Below are 23,716 nucleotides of genomic sequence, written 5' to 3'. Positions count from 1 at the left end.
GGTGAAGCTATGGGACTGCTGATGGATTCGGTTATTACTTTAAGCGTTATTCCGATTGTGCCGTTTTTGATTGTTTTTTTCATTGGAAAGGGCTTAAAAAAAGATAAAAAGAAAACTTTTATGCTCGCTATGGACGTGACCACATTTTTTTTATTATTGTCGGTCTCCGCATTGTTTAATAACATCTTTAATTCCGGTTTTGGGTTTTACCTTATACTAATTATTGTATTAATATCCGCTGGACTGATTGGCGGAGCTCAAAATCGGATGAAAGGAAAGGTAGATGGGAAGCGGTTATTTCGGGCAGTTTGGAGACTTTCGTTCTTTTTTATGAGCTTCGGATATTTATTATTTATGTTTGTTGGGCTAATTACCTACATATCACAAGCGATGTAACGTTCCACTGCTTCGGTGAAGCGTCAACGTCACAAAAGTTTAAAGTTTTAAAAAAAAAATATTTTCTGAAAACATTGCACTAGATTTTTTTGACCACTGGTTGTATAATCATAAACCATATACCACATTCTATTTAGGGGGAACTGCTAGATGAAGAAGAGTAAAAGTCTATTGCTAATGATTGCATTAGTACTTGTTATCGGCACAGTGCTTGCTGGCTGCGGCGGAAACAATGCAAACAGCGGCAATAAAGGTAACAATGCTAACACTGGTAACACGGCAACTGGTAATGCAGCTACAGAAGAAAAATTGGCTGCTGACCAAACATTGAGAATTAACCTTAGTTCTGAGCCTCCAACATTTGACCCAGGATTGGCTCAAGATAGCCAAGCTCACACTGTCCTGACAACAATGTACGAAGGTCTGACTCGCATGAATGCTGAATCTGGTCAAGCTGAACCAGGTGTTGCTGAAAGCTGGGAAGTTTCCGCTGACGGTCTGGTATATACTTTCAAACTCCGTGATTCACAATGGAGTAATGGCGATCCTGTAACAACAGAAGACTTCGTTCGCGCTTGGAAACGCGTGCTCGATCCTGCTGCTGCATCCGCTGCACCTTACGCTTATCAATTGTACTACATCAAAAATGCTCAAAAGTTCTACAACAAGGAAATTACCGATTTCAGTCAAGTAGGTGTCAAAGCGGTTGATGAGAAAACTCTTGAAGTTACTCTTGAAGCCCCAACTCCTTACTTCCTTGGATTGCTTTCCTTCTACACTTATTACCCTGTACACAAATCCATTGAGAGTAATCCTAAATGGGCAACAAGCAAAGATACTATGATCGTTAACGGTGCTTTCACTCTTACTGAGTGGACTACAGGTCAAACACTTGTTGTAACTAAAAACGATAAATATTGGGATAAAGATTCCATTAAACTTAACAAAATCGACTTCTCCCTTGTAAACAGCGGTGCAACTGAGCTGCTCAGCTACAAGAACGGTGAATACGATCGTGCCGGTGGACCAACTGGTGAAATTCCATCAGAACAAATTCCAATCGTGCAAAAAGAACTTCCTAACGAATTCAGCCGTAAAGGTATTGCTTCCGTATACTACTACGAATTCAATATCACTGAAAAACCTTTCACAAACGCTAAAATCCGTAAGGCTCTTGCAATGTCCATTAACCGTCAAGCTTTGATTGACAATGTAGTACAAGGTGGACAATTCCCAGCATACGGTTATGTACCTCCGGGTATCGCTGGTGCTGATGGTGAATACCGTACAGCAGTTAAAGATAGCTACTTCACTGAAGATCTAGAACAAGCTAAAACATTGCTTGCTGAAGGTCTGAAAGAAGAAGGTATGGATAAACTGCCTACATTCTCCCTGACTTACAACACAAGTGAAGGTCACAAGAAAATCGCTTTGGCGATTGCTGATATGTGGAAAAACAATCTTGGTATCGACGTACAAACCGTTAACCAAGAGTGGGCTGTATTTATTGAAAACCGTCAAAACCTGAACTACCAAGTTGCTCGTGCTGGTTGGACTGCGGATTACAATGATCCAATGACTTTCCTTGATATGTGGGTAACAGGTGGCGGTAACAATGATACTGGTTACGCTAACCCTGAGTATGACAAATTGATCAGCGAAGCTAAAACAAGCACTGACTTGGCAGTACGTCAAGAAAAGTTTGCTGCAGCTGAGAAATTGCTCATTGAGCAAGATATGGTTCTGATTCCTTTGTACTACTACACTAACAACTCCCTGACTAAAGAGTACCTTAAAGGTGTTACTCTTGACTTTAGTGGTGCAATTGACTTGACTCGCGGATACTTGCTTGAGCACTAAGATATTGCTTTAGTAATTACAACAGAATAGTTAGTTGACTGAAGTTGCAGAATACTTCGGGATATATATGTGGAATTCCATATATATCCCTTTTTTTTGTATTCCTGTCTATTTGTTAATTAATGTTATTAATAACATATATAGAAAATAGACAAAAATCCGTTTTTTTCATAAAATCATTATTATGTGTATCAAAAATTGTCGGAGGAGGTGTGATGGGGATGGTTCGTTATGTCGCAAATAAGTTTTTCTATATGTTGGTTTCTCTATTTGTATTGATTTCAGCTACCTTTTTCTTGATGAAAGCTATTCCGGGGGATCCGTTTACTTCTGAAAAGAAGGTACCGCCAGAAATTAAAGCACGTCTGATGGAACAATATGGTCTGGACAAGCCGCTCTCTCATCAGTATTTTAAGTATTTAGGTGATATTATCCAAGGTGACCTAGGTGTCTCAATGAAACGCCTAAATCAAGATGTATCACATTTGATCAGTCAAACCTTTTCAGCGTCGCTGAAGCTGGGACTCGTCGCAATCGTTGTGGCGGTTATTGTCGGAGTATTTCTCGGCATGTTGGCGGCACTCTATCACAGAAAGTTTATTGACAGCGCAGCTATGGTGCTGGCAGTTCTGGGGATTGCGGTTCCGAGCTTTGTAGTCGCGTCATTACTGCAGTATGTATTTGCTTTCAAACTGGGTTGGGTACCGGTTTCAGGTTTTAAAGGGCCAATCTATTATTTCTTACCCGTGGCCGCGCTCTCGGCACAGCCGATCGCCTTTATCGCCCGCTTGACCCGTTCAAGTATGCTTGAAGTTTTGAATGCGGATTATATCAAAACGGCTAAAGCAAAGGGATTGAGCTGGATGGCTATTCTGAGCCGCCATGTACTTCGTAACGGAATTCTACCTGTTGTTACTTATATGGGTCCAATGACAGCTAACATCGTAACTGGTTCGGTTGTTATCGAGCAGATCTTTGGTGTTGGGGGTATTGGTAAACAGTTCGTGGAAGCGATTGGTGTCCGTGACTATACCGTTATTATGGGGATAACCATTTTCTATGGTGTATTACTCATGGTTGCCCGCTTTATTACGGATATTGCTTATGTATTAATTGACCCACGTATGAAATTAAGTGGAGGAAAGGAGGGCTAAATAGTGGCTACTGAAAATAACTTGCTAAATCTAAAACCGGAAGATTTTCAAAAAGTCGGTGTAGATGAAAAAGAAGCCGAAGTTATCCAGCGTGAGAGTCTCTCTGCTTGGAAAGACTCTTGGCAACGGTTGCGTCAAAATAAAATGGCGATGACTGCGCTCGGTATCCTGGGTTTGATTGTACTTGCAGCGATTTTTGCACCTTTTATCTCGAAATATAACTATTATTCTAATGATTTGATGAGCACCAATAAGCCCCCTTCCTCCGATCACTGGTTTGGAACGGATGATCTTGGTCGTGATATCTTTGTTCGTACTTGGTACGGTGCAAGGATTTCCTTGATCGTTGGTCTTGCTGCGGCAGCCATCGACTTGTTCATCGGTGTTATCTACGGAGGCATTATGGGCTTCTTCGGCGGCCGTGTAGATAATATTATGAATAAATTCTCTGAAATTTTGTATTCTATTCCTTATTTGCTGGTTGTAATCTTGCTCTTGGTCGTTCTTGAGCCGAGTCTTGGAACAATCATCCTAGCTCTAACCATTACAGGCTGGATTACGATGTCGTGGATTGTGCGTGGAGAAATTATGCAGCTCAAGAATCGTGAATTCGTATTGGCGTCCCGTTCCATGGGTGCTGGTTCTGCGAGACTGTTGTTCAAGCACCTTCTGCCGAATGCGGTTGGTCCGATTATCGTAACCATTACACTGTCTGTACCAAATGCTATCTTTGCTGAGGCCTTCCTAAGCTTCTTGGGTCTTGGTGTACAAGCTCCTGTTGCTTCACTTGGATCGATGATCAATGACTCACTCACCGGCTGGTTGTACTATCCATGGCGCTTCTTGTTCCCTGCGATCCTAATCAGCTTAACAATGCTTTCTTTCAACATTTTCGGTGATGGTCTTCGTGACGCGCTTGATCCTAAGCTGAAGAAATAGGAGGAATATGGATGGAACCTATTTTACAAGTCAAAGATTTGCATATTTCCTTTTTTGTTAAGGGCGGAGAAGTACAAGCTGTCCGTGGTATGAATTTTGAAATTGGCAAAGGCGAAACGGTTGCCATCGTCGGCGAGTCCGGCAGCGGTAAGAGTGTAACTGCTCAATCGATTATGCGGTTGATCCCTTCTCCACCTTCTAAAGTGAAAAAGGGAGAGATTATTTTTCAAGGACAGAATCTGCTAGACAAAAGCATGAAAGAAATGGAATCTATTCGCGGTAAAGATATTGGCATGATTTTTCAAGACCCGATGACTTCTCTGAACCCAACCATCAAAGTGGGCAAACAGATCACTGAAGTTTTGATTAAACATCAGAAAATGTCAGCGGCCGAAGCGAAAAAGCAAGGTATGGAGATGTTGAAATTAGTAGGCATCAAAAATGCGGAGGCTCGCTTTAACCAATATCCCCACGAATTCTCAGGCGGTATGCGCCAGCGTGTAATGATCGCAATCGCGTTAGCTTGCCGTCCGGCTTTGCTGATAGCAGATGAGCCTACAACAGCTCTAGATGTAACCATTCAGGCGCAGATCATGGAAGTTATGAGAGAGATGCAGCAAAAACTAGGTACCTCCATTATTCTGATTACACATGATCTGGGCGTAGTTGCTGGCATGTGTGATCGGGTGATTGTAATGTATGCAGGTGAGGTTGTGGAGACCGGAACAAGATGGGAAATCTTTAAAAATCCACAACATCCATACACCAAAGGTCTGCTGCGCTCAATGCCGCGTCTGGACCAAAAGAAAGGCGAGCCGCTTATTCCGATCATCGGCACACCGCCAGATCTGATCAAGCCGCCGATCGGCTGTCCGTTCACTGCTCGTTGTAATGAAGCGATGCATGTGTGCGAACAAATCGATCCCGGCGCCACAGAATTCAGCGAAACGCATATGGCGCGTTGCTGGAATCTGCATTCGATGGCCAAGGAGGTGCAGTACTCTTGAGTAAGAACCTAATAGAGGTAGAAGGTCTTAAGAAATATTTTAATGTAGGTAAAGGTAAGGTTCTTAAGGCTGTAGATAATATTAACTTCACGATCCGTGAGGGCGAGACACTTGGGATGGTAGGTGAGTCCGGTTGTGGTAAGACTACTGCTGGACGTACGATTCTTCGCTTGTATGAGCCTACTGCTGGAAGTGTGAAATATAATGGTACAGACATTTATAAATTGCCTGGAAATCAAATGAAGGCTATGCGCCGTGACATGCAAATGATTTTCCAAGATCCGTACGCATCGCTTAACCCGCGGTTTACGGTTTCTGATATCATCGGCGAGGCACTGGACATTCACGGAATGGCTGGCAGCCGTGCAGAACGTAAGAAACGGATTGAAGAACTGCTGGATATGGTTGGTCTTAACCATGACCATGCAACCCGTTATCCGCATGAATTCTCCGGTGGACAACGTCAACGTATCGGGATTGCCCGTTCGTTAGCGGTTAATCCTAAGTTCATCGTTTGTGATGAGCCGATTTCCGCACTTGACGTATCCATTCAAGCTCAGGTCGTTAACTTGCTTAAAGAATTGCAAGATCGTCTTGGATTGACTTATCTTTTCATCGCGCATGATCTGTCCATGGTTAAACATATCAGTGATCGCGTAGCAGTTATGTACTTGGGTAAAATGGTTGAGTTGGCGGAAAGTGAAGAGCTGTATGCAAATCCTATCCACCCTTATACTAAATCCCTATTGTCGGCTATTCCAGTTCCGGATCCGGAAATTGAAGTCAACAAAAAACGTATTCACTTGCATGATGAGCTTGGCAGCCCTATTTATTCTGCTAACGATAAGACCAATGACAGTGACTTTGAATTAGTAGAAGTATCTAAAGGCCACTTTGTCAGCAAAAAATTCGCATAATTTATACTTAGGTTTTCAAAGGCGGGAGCATTATGCTCTCGCCTCTTGTATGTATTTAGGATATTATTTAATGAATTTATAGTATAATTGAACAGTTGGCTGTACCTGTGTTGCTGATATCAAGACATGTTTTACTTTGACGCGGCTCCTGACTTTGGATACAATCATAGAGAGTTTTTACGAACTTGGATTTACATATAACTGCTTAGTAGAACTGGAGGCACTAGCAAATGAATATTGTAACGGAACCGCTCAAGGGTGGATCTGCACTCTCGCGCGACTATATAGATCATTTTGAAAAGGTTAGTCATTTGTACGGTGGGGATTTCCGCAATAAAGAAAGTAGAAGTAGAAGGGCAGAGTGGCTAGACGGCAGAGAAAGCCTTCGTGCCGACCGGACTCAGATTGCTGAGTGTCTACGTCAATATAATGAAAAGCATAACTCGCATGATGCGGTGATGGCTTCGCTGGCTCTCTTAGAGCAGCCGGGGACATTAGTGGTGACAGGTGGGCAGCAAAGCGGACTATTTACTGGACCCCTGTTAGTGGTATATAAAGCTGCAACTACCATTATGGCGGCAAAAGAAGCAGCTGAACAACTCGGCCGACCAGTAGTTCCTTTATTCTGGATTGCAGGTGAAGATCATGACTGGGATGAAGTGAATCATACGTATGTACTGAATCGTACGCAGGAGATTACTAAGATTAAGATAGAAAAGTCAGAAGAGAAACGCTCCTCAGTAAGTGATATTCGTGTAGAAGAGGAAAGCTGGCAGCAGGTAGTGGAACAGTTAGACGGTCTGCTTCAGGAAAGCGACTTTAAGCCGCAGATTATGGAATTCATTCGCACTTCTTCTTTTAGAGCAGATAGTATGACAGATGCATTTGCCAAGCTGATGGGTTCATTATTTGGTAAATTTGGTCTAATTCTGCTTGATTCTGCTGATCCCAACTTACGTAAGTTAGAACAGCCATTTTTCACTTCGCTAATTATGCAGAATGATGCACTGGAAACAGCGTATATGAATTCTGCTTCTGATATTGTGGGCGCCGGATATGAGCTTCAGGCTGATGTTACAGCTGGCAATGCCAACCTCTTTTATATTCATGAAGGTACACGGCTTCTGCTTCACAAGAAGGACGGAATCTTTACGGATCGCAAGGGTCAGGTATCCTTTTCCCGTGATGAATTACTTGAGGAGGTGCAGGCACATCCGGAACGCTTTAGCAATAATGTGCTGACACGTCCACTTATGCAGGATTATGTGTTGCCTGTTCTGGCAACGGTGCTGGGTCAAGGTGAGATTGCTTACTGGGCCATTCCGCGTCGTGCGTTTGAGACCATTGGGGGAGAAATGCCGTTAATTATCCCTAGAATGTCTTTTACTGTCGTAGAAGGTACGCTGCACAAGCATATGGATAAATATCAACTTAGCTTTGAGGATGTAAGACAAGGACTGGATCATAAAAGACATGAATGGCTGGCCGCACAGGATGAGCTGGGGATTGCACGTCGTTTTGAAGAAACCAAGACCTCATTCGCCGCCATGTACGAACCGCTTATTGAGCAGCTTGGAACGGTTCAGGCCGGTCTGCTTAAGCTGGGGAATAACAATAAAGAGAAGATTCTAGATCAAATTACTTTTTTACAGGCGAAAGCCCAAGATGCAATGGCAAAACAGAACGAAGCTGCAATCCGGCAATGGGAGCGAATCGAGCTGTCGTTAATGCCACTGGGTAAACTGCAGGAAAGAGTGTACAATATCATGTATTACTTGAACCGGTACGGACTTGCTTGGCTGGATGAGTTAATGACGGTTGAACCGGATTACAGTGGAACACATCGCATCATTTATATGTAATGGAAGTATCGCTTCATAAAACTAAGCTTATGCTTACGAAGTGAGTTTTGTACGAAGCAGATCACTGGAGTTATTTCCCACAAAACTTTTAGGAGGTTTCATAATGAGTTCATCTAAACAAAATAGTATCGTGGCTGATATGTCACTCGCACCGGAAGGGCATTTGAAAATCGACTGGGTTCGCCAGCATATGCCGGTACTGAACCGTATTCGTGAGCAGTTTGAAGCAGAACAGCCATTTAAAGGTCTGAAAGTATCGATCACATTGCATTTGGAAGCTAAAACCGCTTATTTGGCGAAGGTTGTCAAAGCTGGTGGTGCAGATGTAACCATTACAGGTTCGAATCCACTTTCTACACAGGATGATGTTTGTGCAGCGCTTGTGGAGGATGGAATCACAGTATTTGCTAAATACAATCCGTCTCCTGAAGAATTTAAAGCCCTTAATATCAAAGCACTGGAGAGCAAACCGGACTTGATTATTGATGACGGTGGGGATTTTGCTACATTGCTGCATTCGGAGCGTCCTGATCTGATGGAGAATATTCGCGGGGGTGCTGAAGAAACAACTACCGGGATTATTCGTCTAAAAGCTCTGCAAAAGCAAGGCGTATTGAAGTTCCCAATGGTCGCGGTTAATGATGCCTACTGCAAATATTTGTTTGATAACCGTTATGGCACTGGCCAATCGGCATGGGATGGAATTATTCGCACAACCAACCTTATCGTAGCGGGCAAAACAGTAGTTGTTGTCGGTTACGGCTGGTGTGGTAAAGGTGTTGCCATGCGCGCCAAAGGACTTGGAGCAAAAGTGGTTGTCACAGAAGTTGATGCGATTAAAGCCGTTGAAGCACATATGGACGGTTTTGAAGTAATGCCAATGCTGGAAGCAGCTAAGGTTGGTGATTTCTTCGTTACAGTAACTGGTAACCGTTATGTAATTCGCGGTGAACATTATGATGTGATGAAGGATGGAGCAATCATGTGCAACGCGGGCCATTTCGACGTTGAAGTGAATAAGCCTGAGCTGTCGGAAAGATCCGTATCCCAACGTACCGTTCGCAAAAATATCGAAGAGTACCAGCTTCGTGACGGACGTAAATTATATCTGCTTGCTGAAGGCAGACTTGTAAATCTGGGTGCTGCTGATGGTCACCCTGCTGAAATTATGGATACAACCTTTGCACTCCAGGCACTGTCGCTGAAATATGTAAATGATAATTATAAGAGCATTGGCGTAAAAGTTGAAAATGTTCCTTATGAGCTGGATGAGCAAGTAGCACGTTATAAGCTGGAAAGTCTGGGCATTAACATCGATAGCCTCACTCCGGCACAAGTGGATTATTTGGACAGCTGGAATTTGAACGATTAATAACTGAACGCATAACAATAAAGTGTATTAACCAGTGTACCTTGAACTGAAGCAACTTTTTTAACAAAGCCATGCAACGGACAAGATTCCGATTGTATGGCTTTTTTCTGTGGAGAAATGTTTTACGGGAAACGAGCTATCTGATTTAGGAAAAATTTCCTTGGCCAGAAAAAGGTTTTTGATTTTTAATGGCGAATCTATTATGCTTAAGTGGTGAAAAGTGGGGTAAAGTGGGGATTCGGGGATTAGGGGTGGGAAAAAGGATGTTCATGGGAGAGTATCAACACAGCATTGACGACAAAGGCCGAATCATTATTCCGGCTAAACTCCGTGAATTGCTCGGAACCTCCTTCGTGACGACCCGCGGCCTAGACTCCTGCCTGTTTGTTTATCCCATGGAAGAATGGGCAATCATGGAACAAAAGCTTAAAAGCCTTTCGCTGATGAAATCAGATGCCCGCGCATTTAGCCGCTTTTTTTTCTCAGGTGCAACTGAATGTGTTTGGGATAAGCAGGGAAGGGTAAATCTGCCGGCCAATTTACGGCAGTATGCCAAACTGGACAAAGACTGTGTCATTCTGGGCGTTTCGAACCGGGTGGAAATCTGGAACAAAGAGCTTTGGGAACAGTACTTCGAACAGTCCGAGGAATCGTTCAACGAAATCGCTGAGAAATTGGTGGATTTCAATTTTGATCTATAAAACACAATAACGAATACTGTCCTGGAGGGATGCAGCTTGTTTCACCACATCACGGTGCTTAAGGAAGAAGCGACAGAAGGGCTGCACATCAAAAAAGACGGAATCTATGTAGATTGCACTCTCGGTGGAGCGGGTCACAGCTCACTTATCGCTTCCAAACTTAGCGGCGAAGGCCGTTTAATCTGTTTGGATCAAGATGATTGGGCTTTGGAGAACGCCAAAGAAAGATTAGCGGAATACGGAGACAAGGTTGTGACTATTAAGACTAACTTCCGTGATCTGGAGAGTGTACTTAAGGATGTGCCCTTTGTGCCACAAACAGATGGTATTCCCCAAGTAGATGGAGTGCTCTTTGATCTTGGCGTATCCTCTCCCCAGTTTGACGAAGGGGAACGAGGCTTTAGTTACAATCATGATGCTCCGCTGGACATGCGCATGGATCAGTCAGCACTTTTGACGGCTGCTGAAATTGTGAATACATGGTCCGAGCAGGAGATTGCCCGTGTTCTTTTCCAATATGGAGAAGAGAAATTCTCGCGGAGAATCGCTAGAAAAATTGTAGACAGAAGAGAAGAAGCTCCTATTGAGACAACAGGAGAATTAGCAGAACTGATCAAGGAAGGTATCCCGGCAGCTGCTCGAAGAACAGGCGGGCATCCCGCTAAACGTAGCTTTCAAGGATTAAGGATTGCTGTGAATGACGAATTGGGTGCTTTTGAAGAAGGGCTACATAGTGCAGTACGTTGCCTTGCACCAGGAGGCAGAGTATCCGTCATCACCTTTCATTCGCTCGAAGACCGAATTTGCAAGCAAATTTTTAGCAGCTATTTAAGCAGATGTACATGCCCGCCTGACTTTCCATTTTGCGTATGCGGCGCGAAAGGCACGCTTAAGTTAATCAATCGTAAACCGCTTGTGCCTTCTGAAGAAGAGCTTGAGCTTAATACCCGAGCCCGCTCAGCTAAGCTGCGCATTGCAGAAAAATTGTAATTGACGATAAAGGAGAGTCAGAGATGGCCTATACCCGCGGCAATTTAGCAGTTCAGCCCAAAAGAAAAGAAGAGGTAAACCCCCTTTACCGCGAGAAGACAAAAGTAGTTACCAGACGAAGAGTACTTCCGCTGCAAGAGAAACTTTTGTATATGCTGACGCTAGGAGTATGCGTTCTGGTGGCGATCACCCTGATTTCACGTTACGTCCAAATTTATGATTTGAACTTGCAGGCTCAGAAATTAGATCAGGATATTGCAACAGCCAAGAAGCAGATTTCTACGTATCAGATGGAAAAGCAGAATCTAGAGCAGAAAGTCGCCCAAAAAGCACGGGATCTTGGTTATGTGTCCCCGGATGAGAATGCAACAATCTATATTCCGGCAAGCTCAGCAACGACTCCAGGTGATAATTAGTGAGCGATTGGCAAGATCGCAATAAAAAAAAGTTGTGAGGTTCGCTTATGCTGAAAAGAATAAAACTTCGCACGCTGTTTATAGGAGGGTGTATTACCCTCTTTTTTCTTGTTTTGATCGTTAGAGTATTCTGGATTCAAGTTATGCAAGGTGAGGAATGGCAGGAAAAGGCCGCCACACTTTGGGCGCATACCTCAACTATCAAAGCGGAGCGAGGTACGATTTCTGACCGTAACGGGAGTGTGCTTGCTAGCGATGTCCCTGCTTATACCGTGGTGGTGAATCCTGAAGTGATTCAACAACAAGGCATCGGGGAAGAGGTCATCACAGGATTACACGAATTGCTCGGCAAACCAGAGGATGAGCTGCGTAAGCTGGTTGAAGCCAAGGACGAAAAGACGGGTGCTTACCTCAAGAACCGTGAGATTCGTAATGAAGGCTGGAAGATTGATCAGGAGCTTGCCGATAAGGTGAAAGAATTTTATGTAGCCCTAGGTAAAGAACATAAAATTCAAGAGACCGGTATTGGGCTTGTTAGAGAGCAGAAACGATATTATCCAAAAGATGAATTAGCTGCACATATCTTAGGTTATACAGATAGGGACGGCAATGCTATCATGGGACTGGAAAAATACTTTGATACGGAGCTTAAGGGTGCCGATGGCAAGCTGCTTTATCAAAGTGACGGTCAAGGGGTAAAATTGCCGGATTCACAAGATACCTATAAGCCAGTAGTAAATGGAAGTAATTTCAAGCTTACAATCGATAGTACGATCCAGCATTATATAGAAGAGGCCATGCAAAAGGCGTATGCGCAATATAAGCCAAAAAGTATGAGTGTCATTGCTGCTGATCCGAACACGATGGAGATTTTGGGATTAGCCAATATGCCTACCTATAATCCAAATGAATTTTGGAAGACCGGGGCTGATGGGGCGGGATTCTATAATCATGCTATTAAATCTAAATACGAGCCTGGTTCCACTTTCAAAATTGTAACGCTTGCCGCCGCAGTAGAAGAAAAGCTTTTTGATCCTGTTGCGACATTTTTGTCCGGGTCCATCCGGATAAAGGGATATAGTAAGGCACTGCATGATATTAATCATGCTGGATGGGGGCAAATCAGTTTTCTTGAAGGTGTGAAACGTTCTAGTAACGTTCTATTCGTTAAGCTATATGAAATGCTCGGACAGGACAAGCTATTACAGTATATCAATGATTTTGGCTTCAATGAGAAAACGGGAATCGATCTGCCGGGAGAAGTAAGCGGGGTCGTTAACCCTAACCTTGGACGTCCTATAGAAATTGCGACACTCGCATATGGACACGGTAAAGTGCTAGTAACCCCACTTCAACAGCTAGTTGCCGTATCTGCTATAGCTAATGGGGGGAAGTTGATGACTCCGTATGTAGTTAAGGAGGTCACAAACCCTAACACTGGTGAGACAAAGGTTACTCAGCCTAGTGTAGTGCGTCAGGTGATTGATGAGGAAAGTGCCAAGAAAACGGGTGAATATTTGGAGCAGGTTGTTGCTGACCAAGTAAAAGGAACAGGCCGCAACGCTTATATTGACGGCTATCGCGTGGCAGGTAAGACAGGAACGGCTATCAAGGTTGAAGGTAAGGATTATGTGAAATCCAAAGTACTTGTCTCCTTTATTGGTTATGCTCCTGTTGATGATCCAAAGATCGCTGTTATTGTCATTATTGACGAACCGAACGTTGAGGTTGGCGGCGGTAAGGCAGCTGCTCCAGTATTTAAAGAGATTGTATCCCAGTCTCTGCAATACATGGGAGTACCTAAGCTGGCGTCTGAGGCTAGTGATAGCAGCAGTAAAAAGCCGGCTAAGACTGAAACAGTCGCACTTCGGACTACACCAGATCTAACAGACAAGACGATGAAGGAAGCAAGAGAAGCACTTTTGGATCAAGGCTTCGATTATGTAGTGGTCGGTGAAGGATCTACTGTAGAGAGTCAATATCCTGAGGCAGGTACTAAGCTTGCTACAGGGCAACGGATCTATTTATTAAGTCCGCAGGGGGCTCAGCCTACCATTCCAGATTTAAAAGGGGAATCCCTGCGTGATGCACTTGAAATTCTAACTCTACTAAAAGTAGAGATTGCGGTAGACGGTGAAGGTTACGTCTCAGAACAGATTGTAGGAACGCAAAATGGCAAGACCTTGGTCACTTTGAAAATGAAGCCATTAAATGATTATGGCGAAGATATTCCCGTGGCCCCGCCTGCTGATGAGGGGACAGATTCCGAGAGCGGAACATAGCTTGTTCTAACCCCTGTTTGTCCCGAATAGTCATGAAGATAAGAGCTCATGTCTATTGTTGAAAGTGGGGGAGAACGGAATGAAGGTTTCCAAAGTCGTAACACGGCGGAGAATGCTGTGGACATTGCTGGGACTGGCAGTGTTATTCGGTTCGCTGGTCGTGCGTCTTGCGTATGTGCAATTATCTCAAGGCGAGGAATTGACTGCGAAGGTAGAAGATTCCTTGCGCCGCAATATTCCTTTTACCGCTAAACGTGGTGAAATTATGGATCGTGAAGGTGTGCCGCTCGTTTCTAATATCACCACACCTACAGTGTATGCAGTACCGGTGCAGGTAAAAGAGAAGCAAAAGACAGCACAGCAATTAGCTCCACTGCTTGGGATGACTGAGGAGAAGCTGATGACATTGCTGTCCAAAAAAGAAATGTCGGTGAAACTTCAGCCCGGCGGCCGCAAAATTACGATGGATCTTGCCGCGAGCATCCGTGATTTGCAGCTGCCGGGCATCGTTGTCGCTGAGGATAGCAAAAGGTATTACCCTTACGGCGATTTAGCCGCGCATATTCTAGGCTTCACAGGTATAGATAACCAGGGCATTACAGGAGTAGAGAGTATATATGACAATCTGCTCAAAGGCATAGCCGGTAATATTTCTTATTTGTCTGATGCAGGTGGAAGACTTATGCCTGGCTCATCTGAGAAATATTCTGCCCCTCAAGACGGACTTAATCTGCAGCTGACGATTGATAAACAGATCCAGTCCATTATGGAACGTGAGCTTGATCAGGCTATGGTGAAATATCAGGCGCAGGGTGCTTGGGCTATAGCTATGAATCCGAAGAATGGTGAGATACTAGCCATGGCTAGCAGACCGGGGTATGAACCAGCATCATACAAGGAATATGATGCGCAGATTTACAACCGGAATCTGCCTATCTGGATGACCTATGAACCTGGTTCAACGTTCAAAATCATCACTCTGGCTGCTGCGCTGCAGGAAGGTAAAGTAGATCTTCAGAACGATCATTTCTATGATCCGGGTTTTATCGAGGTGGCGGGGGCAAAGCTGCGCTGCTGGAAAAAGGGCGGTCATGGTAGTCAAACCTTTCTACAGGTAGTTGAGAACTCTTGTAACCCTGGGTTTGTCGCCTTAGGGCAACGGCTGGGAAAAGAATCACTTTTCAAATATATTAGGGATTTTGGTTTTGGCAGCAAAACGGGAATTGATCTGAATGGGGAAGCTAATGGTATTCTGTTCAAGCTTAATCAAGTAGGTCCGGTAGAGCTTTCGACTACAGCCTTTGGTCAAGGGGTTTCGGTTACGCCTATTCAGCAGATTGCTGCGGTATCCGCGGCTATCAACGGCGGTAATCTCTATAAACCGCATGTAACAAAAGCATGGGTTAATCCGGTTACTGGAGAGACTGTATCAGAGGTGAAGCCAGAGCTTGTGCGGCAGGTCATTTCGGAGGAGACATCCAAGAAGGTGCGGGCAGCACTTGAGAGCGTGGTTGCCAAAGGCACAGGACGGCCGGCTTTTATTGACGGCTATCGTGTAGGTGGCAAGACGGGTACTGCACAGAAGGTTGTAAATGGACGTTATTCTCCAACAGAGCACATTGTTTCTTTTATTGGCTTTGCGCCAGCGGATGATCCTCAGATCGTTGTGTACACTGCCGTGGATAATCCGAAAGGGATTCAATTTGGGGGTGTGGTTGCAGCTCCAATCGTGCAAAATATTTTGGAAGACTCGCTGCACTATATGAAGGTTCCGGAGCGCAGTGATCAGCTTCCCAAAACTTATAAGTATGGCGAAACTCCGATAGTGACCGTACCTGATCTTACCGGAGCAACGGTGCAGGATATCTATGAGGATTTAAATATGAATTTTAATCTTGCACGTTCAGGCACAGGAAATACGGTCATCAATCAAGCTCCTAAGGCTGGGGCCAGAGTAGAACAGGGCTCAACCATCAGGATTTATATGGGAGCATCTAGTGAATAATGATTAAGGTATAAGGTTTCAGCTCGTATCCGAAAATGTAGAGTGAGGGATTACTATGAAAGTTAACGAATTATCTGCTTGTCTTGCTACTTCGCAACTATACGGGGATGGAGATGTGGAGATTACTGATCTTCAGACGGATTCCCGCCGTGTAGGCCCGGGAGATCTATTTATCTGTTTGCCTGGCCACACCGTGGACGGGCACAAATATGCGCCGCAAGCAGTAGCCTCCGGAGCGGCGGCTATTGTATGTGAGCACAAGCTGGAGCTTGATATCCCGCAGATTGTTGTAGATGACTGCCGGTTTGCGATGTCTGTCATGTCGAATGCATTCTTTGGCTCACCTAGCAGCCGGATGAGAATGATCGGGGTGACGGGCACAAACGGCAAAACAACAACGACTTATCTCATTGAGCGGATTATGCAGGATCAGAATATGAAGACAGGTCTGATTGGAACGATTCAAATGCGCTATGACGGCAAAAGCTACCCTATGTCAGGCACAACTCCAGAATCGCTAGATCTGCAGCGTTCCCTTCATGATATGGCTTCCAAAGGTGTGGAATGTTGCGTAATGGAAGTATCCTCTCACGCACTTCAGCAAGGACGTGTGAAGGGTGCGGACTTCCGTACGGCAATTTTTACGAACTTAACCCAAGATCATCTGGATTATCATCATACAATGGAGGAGTATCGGGCGGTTAAAGGGCTCTTTTTCTCCAGATTGGGAAATGTGATCTCTCCGTGGAAGGAAGAACGCAAATATGCGGTGTTGAACGCGGATGATGAAGCCAGTCAATATTTTGCAGCCCAAACTGCGGCGGAAGTGATTACATATGGCATTGATAACAACGCTAATGTCCGAGCTTCGCAAATATCGATCACTGCAAAAGGAACTTTTTTCCATGTAGATACGTTTAAGGGGAAGACGGACATTTCGCTCCGTATGGTTGGTAAGTTCAACGTCTACAATGCACTCGCGGCGATTACAGCTGCTTTATTGGAAGATGTCTCTCTGGCTGATATCAAGACTAGTCTTGAGGCAATCGATGGTGTAGCTGGACGGGTGGAGTCAGTGGACGAAGGTCAGGAATTTGCTGTTATCGTTGACTACGCACATACACCAGACGGGCTAGAGAATGTATTAAAAACGGTCTGCGAATTTGCTACCGGCAAAGTGCTTACAGTGTTTGGCTGTGGCGGTGACAGAGACCGGACGAAACGTCCATTAATGGGGAAGATCGCTGCACGATATAGCGACATGGTATTCGTAACTTCTGACAACCCCCGGACGGAGGACCCTCAACTAATCTTGAAGGATATAGAAGCAGGACTAGTAGAGGATGGAGTCACCTCTGACCGGTATCATATGATTGTTGATCGCCGAGAAGCTATCGGGAAGGCTATTGAAATGGCAAGCCCTGGCGATGTAGTATTGATTGCGGGGAAAGGTCATGAGACCTATCAACTGATTGGCGGAGTGGTTCATGATTTCGATGACCGCATCGTCGCTAAAGAAGTTATAAGGGGCCGAAACTATTGATTACAAGAACGCTTGAAAATATTGCTGCCATGTGCGCAGGGGAACCTGCTGCTGTCGAAGCTATGAATACAACCCTTACGGGAGTCGTTACCGACTCCCGTAAGATCACACCCGGCTGCCTGTTTGTGCCTCTATCTGGAGACAAATTCGATGGTCACCATTATGCTGCCGCAGCACTGGCTGCTGGTGCGGGTGCAACCTTGTGGCAACGCGATAAAGGACCGGTACCTGAAGGTGGCGGAGTTATTATTGTTGAAGATACGCTAGAGGCTCTTCAGAAGTTGTCCGCTGCTTATCTGAAGGAAGTGGCTCCGCAGGTTGTCGCTGTTACGGGCAGCAACGGGAAAACAACAACAAAAGATATCATTATGTCTCTGCTTGAAGTGCAGTTCAAAGTGCACAAAACAGCGGGGAATTTCAATAATCATATCGGTCTTCCGCTTACTATTTTATCCATGGCTGAGGATACAGAGATCGCTGTACTTGAAATGGGGATGAGCTCGCGGGGAGAAATTGCTCTGCTGGCTTCTTTGGCTGAACCAGACGTAGCGGTAATTACTAATGTAGGCGAGTCGCATTTACTGCAGCTGGGGTCACGTAAAGAAATAGCCCGCGCCAAGCTGGAGATTGCTGAAGGGCTGAAGCCGGGGGGATTGCTGATTTATAATGGTGACGAACCGCTGCTGACTGAGGTAATGCAAGAGTCCACTTTTAAGGCTCCAGAAGGGATGAGAACCTTCCGATTTGGTCTAAATGAGGATAATGATGATTATCCAACAGGGATGATGTCCCATACTGGTGGCATGACGTTCACGTCAAGCCGTCATAAGGAACATGCTTTTACATTACCGCTGCCAGGTCAGCATAACGTTGTTAACGCTCTGGCTGCACTAGCGGTTGCTCGTCATTTTGGGGTTACGGAGCAGAATATGAAGGACGGTCTGAGCAAGCTCAAGTTGACGGGCATGCGGATTGAAGTGATTCGGACTTCCTCCGGACTTACGCTTTTAAACGATGCTTATAATGCCAGCCCTACTTCTATGAAGGCGGCTATAGATGTCCTGCAATCTATGAAATGCAGTGGCAATAAAATCGCTGTGCTCGGGGACATGCTGGAACTTGGGCCGGAGGAAGTAGAATTTCATCAAGAAATAGGCTACTACCTTGACCCTTCCTTAACTGATTTTGTATGTACTTACGGACCATTGTCTGTTCATATTGCCAAAGCAGCAGAAGAGAAATTCGGCAAAGAGCGCGTCAAAGCTTTTACAGATAAAGCGGAACTAACCGCTGTCCTTCTAGAGAAATGCAGTGCTAAGGATATTGTTCTATTTAAAGGATCAAGAGGGATGAAGCTCGAGGAAGTGCTTCAGAGCCTAAATAAAGATATTCAACAGACCTAAATCATTGGAGGGGGTGTACCCATGGATTATCAACTATTGTTATTGACTATTGCTGTTTCCTTTATCCTTGCGGTCATTGCCGCTCCGCTCTTCATTCCGCTTCTGCGCAGGATGAAATTCGGACAGCAGGTGCGAGATGACGGACCGCAAACCCATTTGAAGAAAGCGGGAACGCCGACTATGGGCGGTATCGTGATTATCGTAGCTTTTACCTTGTCTTATCTGAAATTTTCTGTGGTGAATACAGATTTTTATGTACTGCTTGTAGCTACGCTTGGTTTTGGATTGATCGGATTTTTGGATGACTATATCAAAATTGTGTTTAAGCGTTCCTTAGGGCTCACAGCACGTCAAAAGTTATTTGGACAGCTGCTGGTTGGTGCTTTAATGTGCGGTCTTCTGATCTATGCCGGACACAGTACAAGTATCAGCGTTCCAGGTACTGATTTCAGCTTTGATTGGGGTGGCTGGTTCTATTATCCATTCATCATTATTATGATGATGGCAGTGACGAATGCCGTTAACTTTACAGATGGAGTCGATGGACTGTTGTCTGGGGTTAGCGCCATTGCTTTGGCAGCATACGCGGTGGTGGCAATGCAGGCTACGTCTATTGCGGCAGGTGTATGTGCTGCGGCAATGATTGGTGCTGTACTTGGCTTTCTTGTGTTTAATGCCCACCCTGCTAAAGTATTTATGGGGGATACGGGTTCGTTTGGTATTGGTGGCGCGATAGGTGCTATTGCTATTGTCACGAAGAGTGAGCTGCTGTTTCTCATCATTGGCGGTGTTTTTGTAATTGAAATGTTGTCCGTTGTGATTCAAGTCGTTTCATTTAAAACCCGTGGCAAACGTGTATTCAGAATGAGCCCGATTCACCATCATTTTGAGCTTGGTGGCTGGTCGGAGTGGCGTGTGGTAATTTCGTTCTGGGCGGTTAGCTTGGTGTTGGCTGCTGTGGGACTATTTATTAGCAAGGGGTTGTAGAGAATGAAACATCCAGATAAGTATCGTGGTGAAGAAGTTGTGGTTCTTGGGCTTGCTAAAAGCGGTGTCCAGGTGGCTAAAGTGCTGCATGAACGCGGCGCTGTAGTTACGGTGAACGATAAAAAGGAAAGAGATCAAAGTCCCGAAGCTTCCGAATTGGAATCTTTGGGAATTTGTGTTATATGCGGTGGGCATCCGGAAGGTCTTATTCATGAAGGTGTAAGTCTGGTAATCAAGAATCCAGGCATTCCTTATTCTGCGCCCCCTGTACAAAAGGCAATTGAGCTTGGAATTGAAGTGGTCACAGAGGTAGAGGTGGCTTATCGACTTTGTGCAGCGCCGGTGATCGGGATCACGGGTTCCAATGGTAAGACGACAACGACGACCTGGGTAGGCCATATGCTGGAAGCTGCGGGAATGAACCCTATAGTTGCGGGCAACATTGGTACGCCTCTCTGTCAGGCTGCACAAGAGGCTACAAAGGATGATTGGATGGTAGTTGAGCTTAGCAGCTTTCAACTTAAAGGTACGGAGACCTTCCGCCCTAAGATAGGCTGTCTGCTGAATATTGCAGAGACCCATCTGGATTATCATGGAAGCATGAAAGATTATGTGGATTCCAAAACCAAGCTGTTCGCTAATCAATTAGCTACGGATACAGCAGTGCTGAACTGGGATGATCCTGTCTGCCGGGAACTTGTACCCTATATGAAGGCTTCGATTCTTCCATTCTCCTTGTTTGAGGAGCTGCCTCATGGAGTATTTGTTAGCCCGTCCTACATTACGGGGCAAGATGATGAGCTGAAGCGCCACATTATCTATCGCGAATCTGCGGACAAGGAAACGATAATCGCGGATGTGGATTCCATCGCCCTTCCGGGTCGCTTTAATGTGGGGAATGCGCTGGCTGCCTGTGGAATTGCTATTGCCGCTGGAGCGGACCCCTCTCTATTAAGCGAAGTGCTTTCTTCTTTTCGCGGTGTGGAGCACCGCCTGGAGTATGTAGCTGATAAGGCTGGAGCCGCTTATTATAACAATTCCAAAGCAACGAACTCCAAAGCGACAATTACGGCTTTGACATCGTTTCAGCGGCCGGTGGTATTGATCGCTGGCGGATTAGACCGTGGCTCCGATTATATGGAGCTGCTGCCTGTCCTGAGCGGACGCGTCAAAGCTTTGGTGGCGTTAGGACAAACCAAGGACAAGCTAATAAATGTAGCACAGCTGGCAGGATTAAAGCAGATTATCTCCGTCGATAATGGGGAGAGCGCCGCCGCCGTGCTGCAAGCAGCTGTGCGGGAAGCTTCCGCTCTGGCGGAAGAAGGAGATATCGTTCTCCTGTCTCCTGCATGTGCTAGTTGGGATATGTTTACATCCTATGAAGAGCGCGGGTGTATTTTTAAAGAGGCGGTGCATAACCTTTAAGTAGGGGGGTGGATAAGCCCCTACTACGGATGCAAGAGGTGTGCTCCTGATGAACAAAACTCGTCATGCTCCCGATATTTGGTTGCTGATTCCCATTCTTTCTCTGCTGGTGATCGGCATGGTGATGGTATACAGCGCCGGATCTGTTTTAGGCTTCCGCAATTATGGAGATTCGTTTTACTTTGTAAAGAGGCAGCTTTTGTTTGCAGGACTGGGACTTGTTGCAATGTTTGTAACAGCGAATACAGACTACAAAGTGTTAAAAAAGCTGGCTAAGCCGGCACTGATTGTCTGCTTTATCCTGCTCGTTATGGTGCTTATTCCCGGCATTGGTGTAGTTCGCGGGGGAGCGCGCAGCTGGCTCGGAATCAGTTCCTTCGGGATTCAGCCCTCCGAGTTCATGAAGATGGGGATGATTCTATTTCTGGCGAATTGGCTGGGAAAAGAAGAGTATGATATCACCTCCTTCACTCGTGGCTTACTTCCACCGTTAGCGCTTATCGGGTCAGCTTTTGCACTGATTATGCTCCAGCCGGATCTGGGTACAGGTACCGTTATGTTTGGCGCAGCCTTGATGATGGTCTTTACAGCTGGGGCAAGAATGAAACATCTACTCTCACTAGGAGTAGCTGGGGTGGCTGGTTTTGTTGCTTTGGTTGCCGCAGCACCTTACCGGTTGCAGCGGATCACCGCTTTTCTTGATCCTTGGTCCGATCCCCTCGGTGCAGGCTACCAGATTATTCAGTCGCTATACGCGATTGGGCCTGGAGGGCTCGGGGGTCTCGGACTTGGAATGAGCCGGCAGAAGTACAGTTATGTACCTGAGCCGCAGACCGATTTTATTTTTTCTATATTGGCCGAGGAACTGGGGTTTATCGGTGGTTTGGCAGTGTTGATCCTGTTTCTTATTCTAATCTGGCGCGGAATGAAGGTGGCGATGAGTCTGCCTGACCGTTTTGGGAGCTATTTGGCCGTTGGCATCGTCTGTATGGTGGCTGTGCAAGTCATTATTAATATTGGTGTGGTCATTGGTCTGATGCCTGTAACAGGCATTACGCTTCCTCTGATTAGCTATGGAGGTTCTTCGCTTACACTGATGTTAACCTCCCTGGGCATTCTATTGAACTTATCCCGTTATGCGAGGTGAAAGACATGCGTATCGTATTAAGCGGCGGAGGCACGGGTGGTCATATCTATCCCGCAGTCGCTGTTGCTAGACAACTGGAATCAGAAGATAGTGAATCTACCTTCCTGTATATTGGTGGAACGCGTGGCTTAGAGAGCAAGCTTGTTCCCCAAGAGAATATCCCTTTCAAATCTATCGACATCACTGGCTTTCGGCGCAAGCTGTCCATGGACAACGTCAAGACGGTGATGCGTTTTTTAAAGGGTGTTAAGGCTTCCAAAGAAATGTTAAGAGAGTTTAAGCCTGATGTTGTAATTGGTACAGGCGGTTATGTATGTGGTCCAGTCGTTTACGCTGCATCCCGGCTGGGCATCCCAACCTTGATCCATGAGCAAAATGCTATCCCTGGTTTAACAAATCGTTTTCTAAGTCGTTACGCGAGTACAGTGGCCGTAAGCTTTGAAGGGACAGAATCTGCTTTTCCGGGGAGCAAGCACGTAATCTACACAGGTAATCCTCGGGCAACGACCGTTACTACGGCTAGTCCACAACGGGGGTTTGCCTCGCTGGGCATTCCGGATAACAGCATGGTTGTTTTGGTTGTTGGCGGCAGTCAAGGGGCTAAGGCTATTAATAAAGCCATGATTGAAATGGCCCCATTTGTGGGTAAGGGTAATGGTGTTCATTATGTTTACGTTACAGGTGAGCCTTATTTTGAGGATACCCGTGCTGAATTGCGTCAGAAGCTGGGTAGCACACCTAACTGGCTGCATGTCCTACCTTATGTTCACAATATGCCGGAGGTCTTGGCTTGTACCTCCTTAATCGTAAATCGGGCGGGGGCATCCTTTCTCGCTGAGATTACAGCGCTGGGCATTCCTTCTGTACTTATCCCTTCTCCTAATGTGACGAATAATCACCAAGAGGCGAATGCAAGACAGCTGGAACGCGAAGGGGCCGCTGTGGTGCTGCTTGAGAAGGATTTGAATGGTAAGGCGCTTTATGAAGCTGTGCAAGCAATCATTGGAACTGAAGCTGTACGCCAAAAAATGTCCGAGGCTTCCAAACGATTGGGCAAAAGGGATTCTGCTGCCATTGTCACTAACGAACTCCGAAGACTAGCCGGTAAACAGTCTTAAGCCATTAACCTTTGAGAGGTTTTTCCTTATTGGCAGCTCTCTGTCACACACTTGGAGGAACGAACATAGGATAATCCTATAATCGTGACAATCACCCAGGACACTTCCTAACCTGAAAGGTAGTGCAGGATAATCTTGTACATTTCATATGACCTTGTATCGGAAGTGTTTGTGGTGGGTGAGCGGTAATCT

19 protein-coding genes are annotated in these 23,716 nt (G+C 45.5%); all 19 read left to right on the top strand.

Annotated elements, in window-relative coordinates; all coding sequences use genetic code 11:
* Nucleotides 1-9 precede the first annotated feature (9 nt).
* The 19 genes from MHB37_RS24420 to murG all read left to right on the top strand — a co-directional run bounded on the left by MHB37_RS24420 (nt 10) and on the right by murG (nt 23,524).
* Nucleotides 10-396 carry a DUF3397 domain-containing protein gene (locus MHB37_RS24420; RefSeq protein ID WP_076129040.1) on the top strand — a complete coding sequence of 129 codons (387 nt, stop codon included), beginning with the start codon at nt 10-12 and terminating at the stop codon, nt 394-396.
* 150 nt (nt 397-546) lie between these two features.
* Complete coding sequence (locus MHB37_RS24415; RefSeq protein ID WP_076129042.1) at nt 547-2,256, top strand: peptide ABC transporter substrate-binding protein; 1,710 nt, start codon at nt 547-549, stop codon at nt 2,254-2,256.
* A 221-nt stretch (nt 2,257-2,477) separates the two neighbouring features.
* A complete protein-coding gene (locus MHB37_RS24410; protein WP_036683691.1) occupies nt 2,478-3,410 on the top strand; it encodes an ABC transporter permease in 933 nt (310 codons plus the stop codon).
* 3 nt (nt 3,411-3,413) lie between these two features.
* The gene (locus MHB37_RS24405) at nt 3,414-4,349 is read left to right on the top strand and encodes an ABC transporter permease (protein WP_036683689.1); all 936 of its coding nucleotides are present in this window, start codon (nt 3,414-3,416) and stop codon (nt 4,347-4,349) included.
* 11 nt (nt 4,350-4,360) lie between these two features.
* Nucleotides 4,361-5,356, top strand: coding sequence for an ABC transporter ATP-binding protein (locus MHB37_RS24400; protein WP_036683686.1), 996 nt, complete (start codon nt 4,361-4,363; stop codon nt 5,354-5,356).
* Nucleotides 5,353-6,273: an ABC transporter ATP-binding protein gene (locus MHB37_RS24395; protein ID WP_036683682.1), complete on the top strand. Its 921-nt coding sequence runs from the start codon at nt 5,353-5,355 to the stop codon at nt 6,271-6,273. The genes MHB37_RS24400 and MHB37_RS24395 overlap by 4 nt, the downstream gene beginning before the upstream one ends.
* A 230-nt stretch (nt 6,274-6,503) precedes the next feature.
* A complete protein-coding gene (bshC, locus tag MHB37_RS24390; protein ID WP_405168626.1) occupies nt 6,504-8,135 on the top strand; it encodes a bacillithiol biosynthesis cysteine-adding enzyme BshC in 1,632 nt (543 codons plus the stop codon).
* A gap of 100 nt (nt 8,136-8,235) precedes the next feature.
* Nucleotides 8,236-9,507: an adenosylhomocysteinase gene (locus tag MHB37_RS24385; protein WP_170914265.1), complete on the top strand. Its 1,272-nt coding sequence runs from the start codon at nt 8,236-8,238 to the stop codon at nt 9,505-9,507.
* Nucleotides 9,508-9,770: 263 nt separating this feature from the next.
* Entirely contained in the window at nt 9,771-10,208 is a 438-nt protein-coding gene (mraZ, locus tag MHB37_RS24380) for a division/cell wall cluster transcriptional repressor MraZ (RefSeq protein ID WP_036683674.1), read from the top strand.
* Nucleotides 10,209-10,244: 36 nt separating this feature from the next.
* Nucleotides 10,245-11,198, top strand: a complete 954-nt coding sequence (gene rsmH, locus MHB37_RS24375) for a 16S rRNA (cytosine(1402)-N(4))-methyltransferase RsmH (protein WP_036683671.1) — start codon at nt 10,245-10,247, stop codon at nt 11,196-11,198.
* 23 nt (nt 11,199-11,221) lie between these two features.
* Nucleotides 11,222-11,614 carry a septum formation initiator family protein gene (locus tag MHB37_RS24370; RefSeq protein ID WP_036683668.1) on the top strand — a complete coding sequence of 131 codons (393 nt, stop codon included), beginning with the start codon at nt 11,222-11,224 and terminating at the stop codon, nt 11,612-11,614.
* Between the two features lie 47 nt (nt 11,615-11,661).
* Nucleotides 11,662-13,896 carry a penicillin-binding transpeptidase domain-containing protein gene (locus MHB37_RS24365; protein ID WP_076217859.1) on the top strand — a complete coding sequence of 745 codons (2,235 nt, stop codon included), beginning with the start codon at nt 11,662-11,664 and terminating at the stop codon, nt 13,894-13,896.
* 79 nt (nt 13,897-13,975) lie between these two features.
* A complete protein-coding gene (locus tag MHB37_RS24360; protein ID WP_076129053.1) occupies nt 13,976-15,901 on the top strand; it encodes a stage V sporulation protein D in 1,926 nt (641 codons plus the stop codon).
* Between the two features lie 55 nt (nt 15,902-15,956).
* The gene (locus tag MHB37_RS24355; protein WP_038572864.1) at nt 15,957-17,444 is read left to right on the top strand and encodes a UDP-N-acetylmuramoyl-L-alanyl-D-glutamate--2,6-diaminopimelate ligase; all 1,488 of its coding nucleotides are present in this window, start codon (nt 15,957-15,959) and stop codon (nt 17,442-17,444) included.
* On the top strand, nt 17,441-18,847 hold the full coding sequence (murF, locus tag MHB37_RS24350; RefSeq protein ID WP_036683655.1) for a UDP-N-acetylmuramoyl-tripeptide--D-alanyl-D-alanine ligase: 1,407 nt from the start codon (nt 17,441-17,443) through the stop codon (nt 18,845-18,847). The genes MHB37_RS24355 and murF overlap by 4 nt, the downstream gene beginning before the upstream one ends.
* A 21-nt stretch (nt 18,848-18,868) precedes the next feature.
* Nucleotides 18,869-19,834 carry a phospho-N-acetylmuramoyl-pentapeptide-transferase gene (mraY, locus tag MHB37_RS24345; RefSeq protein WP_036683653.1) on the top strand — a complete coding sequence of 322 codons (966 nt, stop codon included), beginning with the start codon at nt 18,869-18,871 and terminating at the stop codon, nt 19,832-19,834.
* Nucleotides 19,835-19,837: 3 nt separating this feature from the next.
* Nucleotides 19,838-21,259 (top strand): UDP-N-acetylmuramoyl-L-alanine--D-glutamate ligase, encoded by a 1,422-nt coding sequence (gene murD, locus MHB37_RS24340; RefSeq protein ID WP_076129056.1) that lies wholly within the window; start codon nt 19,838-19,840, stop codon nt 21,257-21,259.
* Nucleotides 21,260-21,308: 49 nt separating this feature from the next.
* Nucleotides 21,309-22,406, top strand: coding sequence for a stage V sporulation protein E (gene spoVE / locus MHB37_RS24335; RefSeq protein ID WP_036683647.1), 1,098 nt, complete (start codon nt 21,309-21,311; stop codon nt 22,404-22,406).
* A gap of 5 nt (nt 22,407-22,411) precedes the next feature.
* Entirely contained in the window at nt 22,412-23,524 is a 1,113-nt protein-coding gene (murG, locus tag MHB37_RS24330) for an undecaprenyldiphospho-muramoylpentapeptide beta-N-acetylglucosaminyltransferase (RefSeq protein ID WP_076129058.1), read from the top strand.
* Nucleotides 23,525-23,716 lie beyond the last annotated feature (192 nt).

It is taken from the genome of Paenibacillus sp. FSL H3-0286 (assembly GCF_045040705.1).
GTDB classification, from domain to species: Bacteria; Bacillota; Bacilli; order Paenibacillales; family Paenibacillaceae; genus Paenibacillus_AQ; species Paenibacillus_AQ odorifer.
This window is presented reverse-complemented; position numbering and strand designations above follow the sequence as displayed.

What these genes read in the sequence shown, in the direction of transcription:
- mraY (WP_036683653.1), top strand. Translation starts at nt 18,869, where the DNA reads ATGGATTATCAACTATTGTTATTGACTATTGCTGTTTCCTTTATCCTT.
- bshC (WP_405168626.1), top strand. Translation starts at nt 6,504, where the DNA reads ATGAATATTGTAACGGAACCGCTCAAGGGTGGATCTGCACTCTCGCGC.
- murG (WP_076129058.1), top strand. Translation starts at nt 22,412, where the DNA reads ATGCGTATCGTATTAAGCGGCGGAGGCACGGGTGGTCATATCTATCCC.
- spoVE (WP_036683647.1), top strand. Translation starts at nt 21,309, where the DNA reads ATGAACAAAACTCGTCATGCTCCCGATATTTGGTTGCTGATTCCCATT.
- MHB37_RS24360 (WP_076129053.1), top strand. Translation starts at nt 13,976, where the DNA reads ATGAAGGTTTCCAAAGTCGTAACACGGCGGAGAATGCTGTGGACATTG.
- murD (WP_076129056.1), top strand. Translation starts at nt 19,838, where the DNA reads ATGAAACATCCAGATAAGTATCGTGGTGAAGAAGTTGTGGTTCTTGGG.
- MHB37_RS24410 (WP_036683691.1), top strand. Translation starts at nt 2,478, where the DNA reads ATGGTTCGTTATGTCGCAAATAAGTTTTTCTATATGTTGGTTTCTCTA.
- MHB37_RS24400 (WP_036683686.1), top strand. Translation starts at nt 4,361, where the DNA reads ATGGAACCTATTTTACAAGTCAAAGATTTGCATATTTCCTTTTTTGTT.
- MHB37_RS24365 (WP_076217859.1), top strand. Translation starts at nt 11,662, where the DNA reads ATGCTGAAAAGAATAAAACTTCGCACGCTGTTTATAGGAGGGTGTATT.
- MHB37_RS24420 (WP_076129040.1), top strand. Translation starts at nt 10, where the DNA reads ATGGGACTGCTGATGGATTCGGTTATTACTTTAAGCGTTATTCCGATT.
- MHB37_RS24415 (WP_076129042.1), top strand. Translation starts at nt 547, where the DNA reads ATGAAGAAGAGTAAAAGTCTATTGCTAATGATTGCATTAGTACTTGTT.
- mraZ (WP_036683674.1), top strand. Translation starts at nt 9,771, where the DNA reads ATGTTCATGGGAGAGTATCAACACAGCATTGACGACAAAGGCCGAATC.
- MHB37_RS24355 (WP_038572864.1), top strand. Translation starts at nt 15,957, where the DNA reads ATGAAAGTTAACGAATTATCTGCTTGTCTTGCTACTTCGCAACTATAC.
- MHB37_RS24370 (WP_036683668.1), top strand. Translation starts at nt 11,222, where the DNA reads ATGGCCTATACCCGCGGCAATTTAGCAGTTCAGCCCAAAAGAAAAGAA.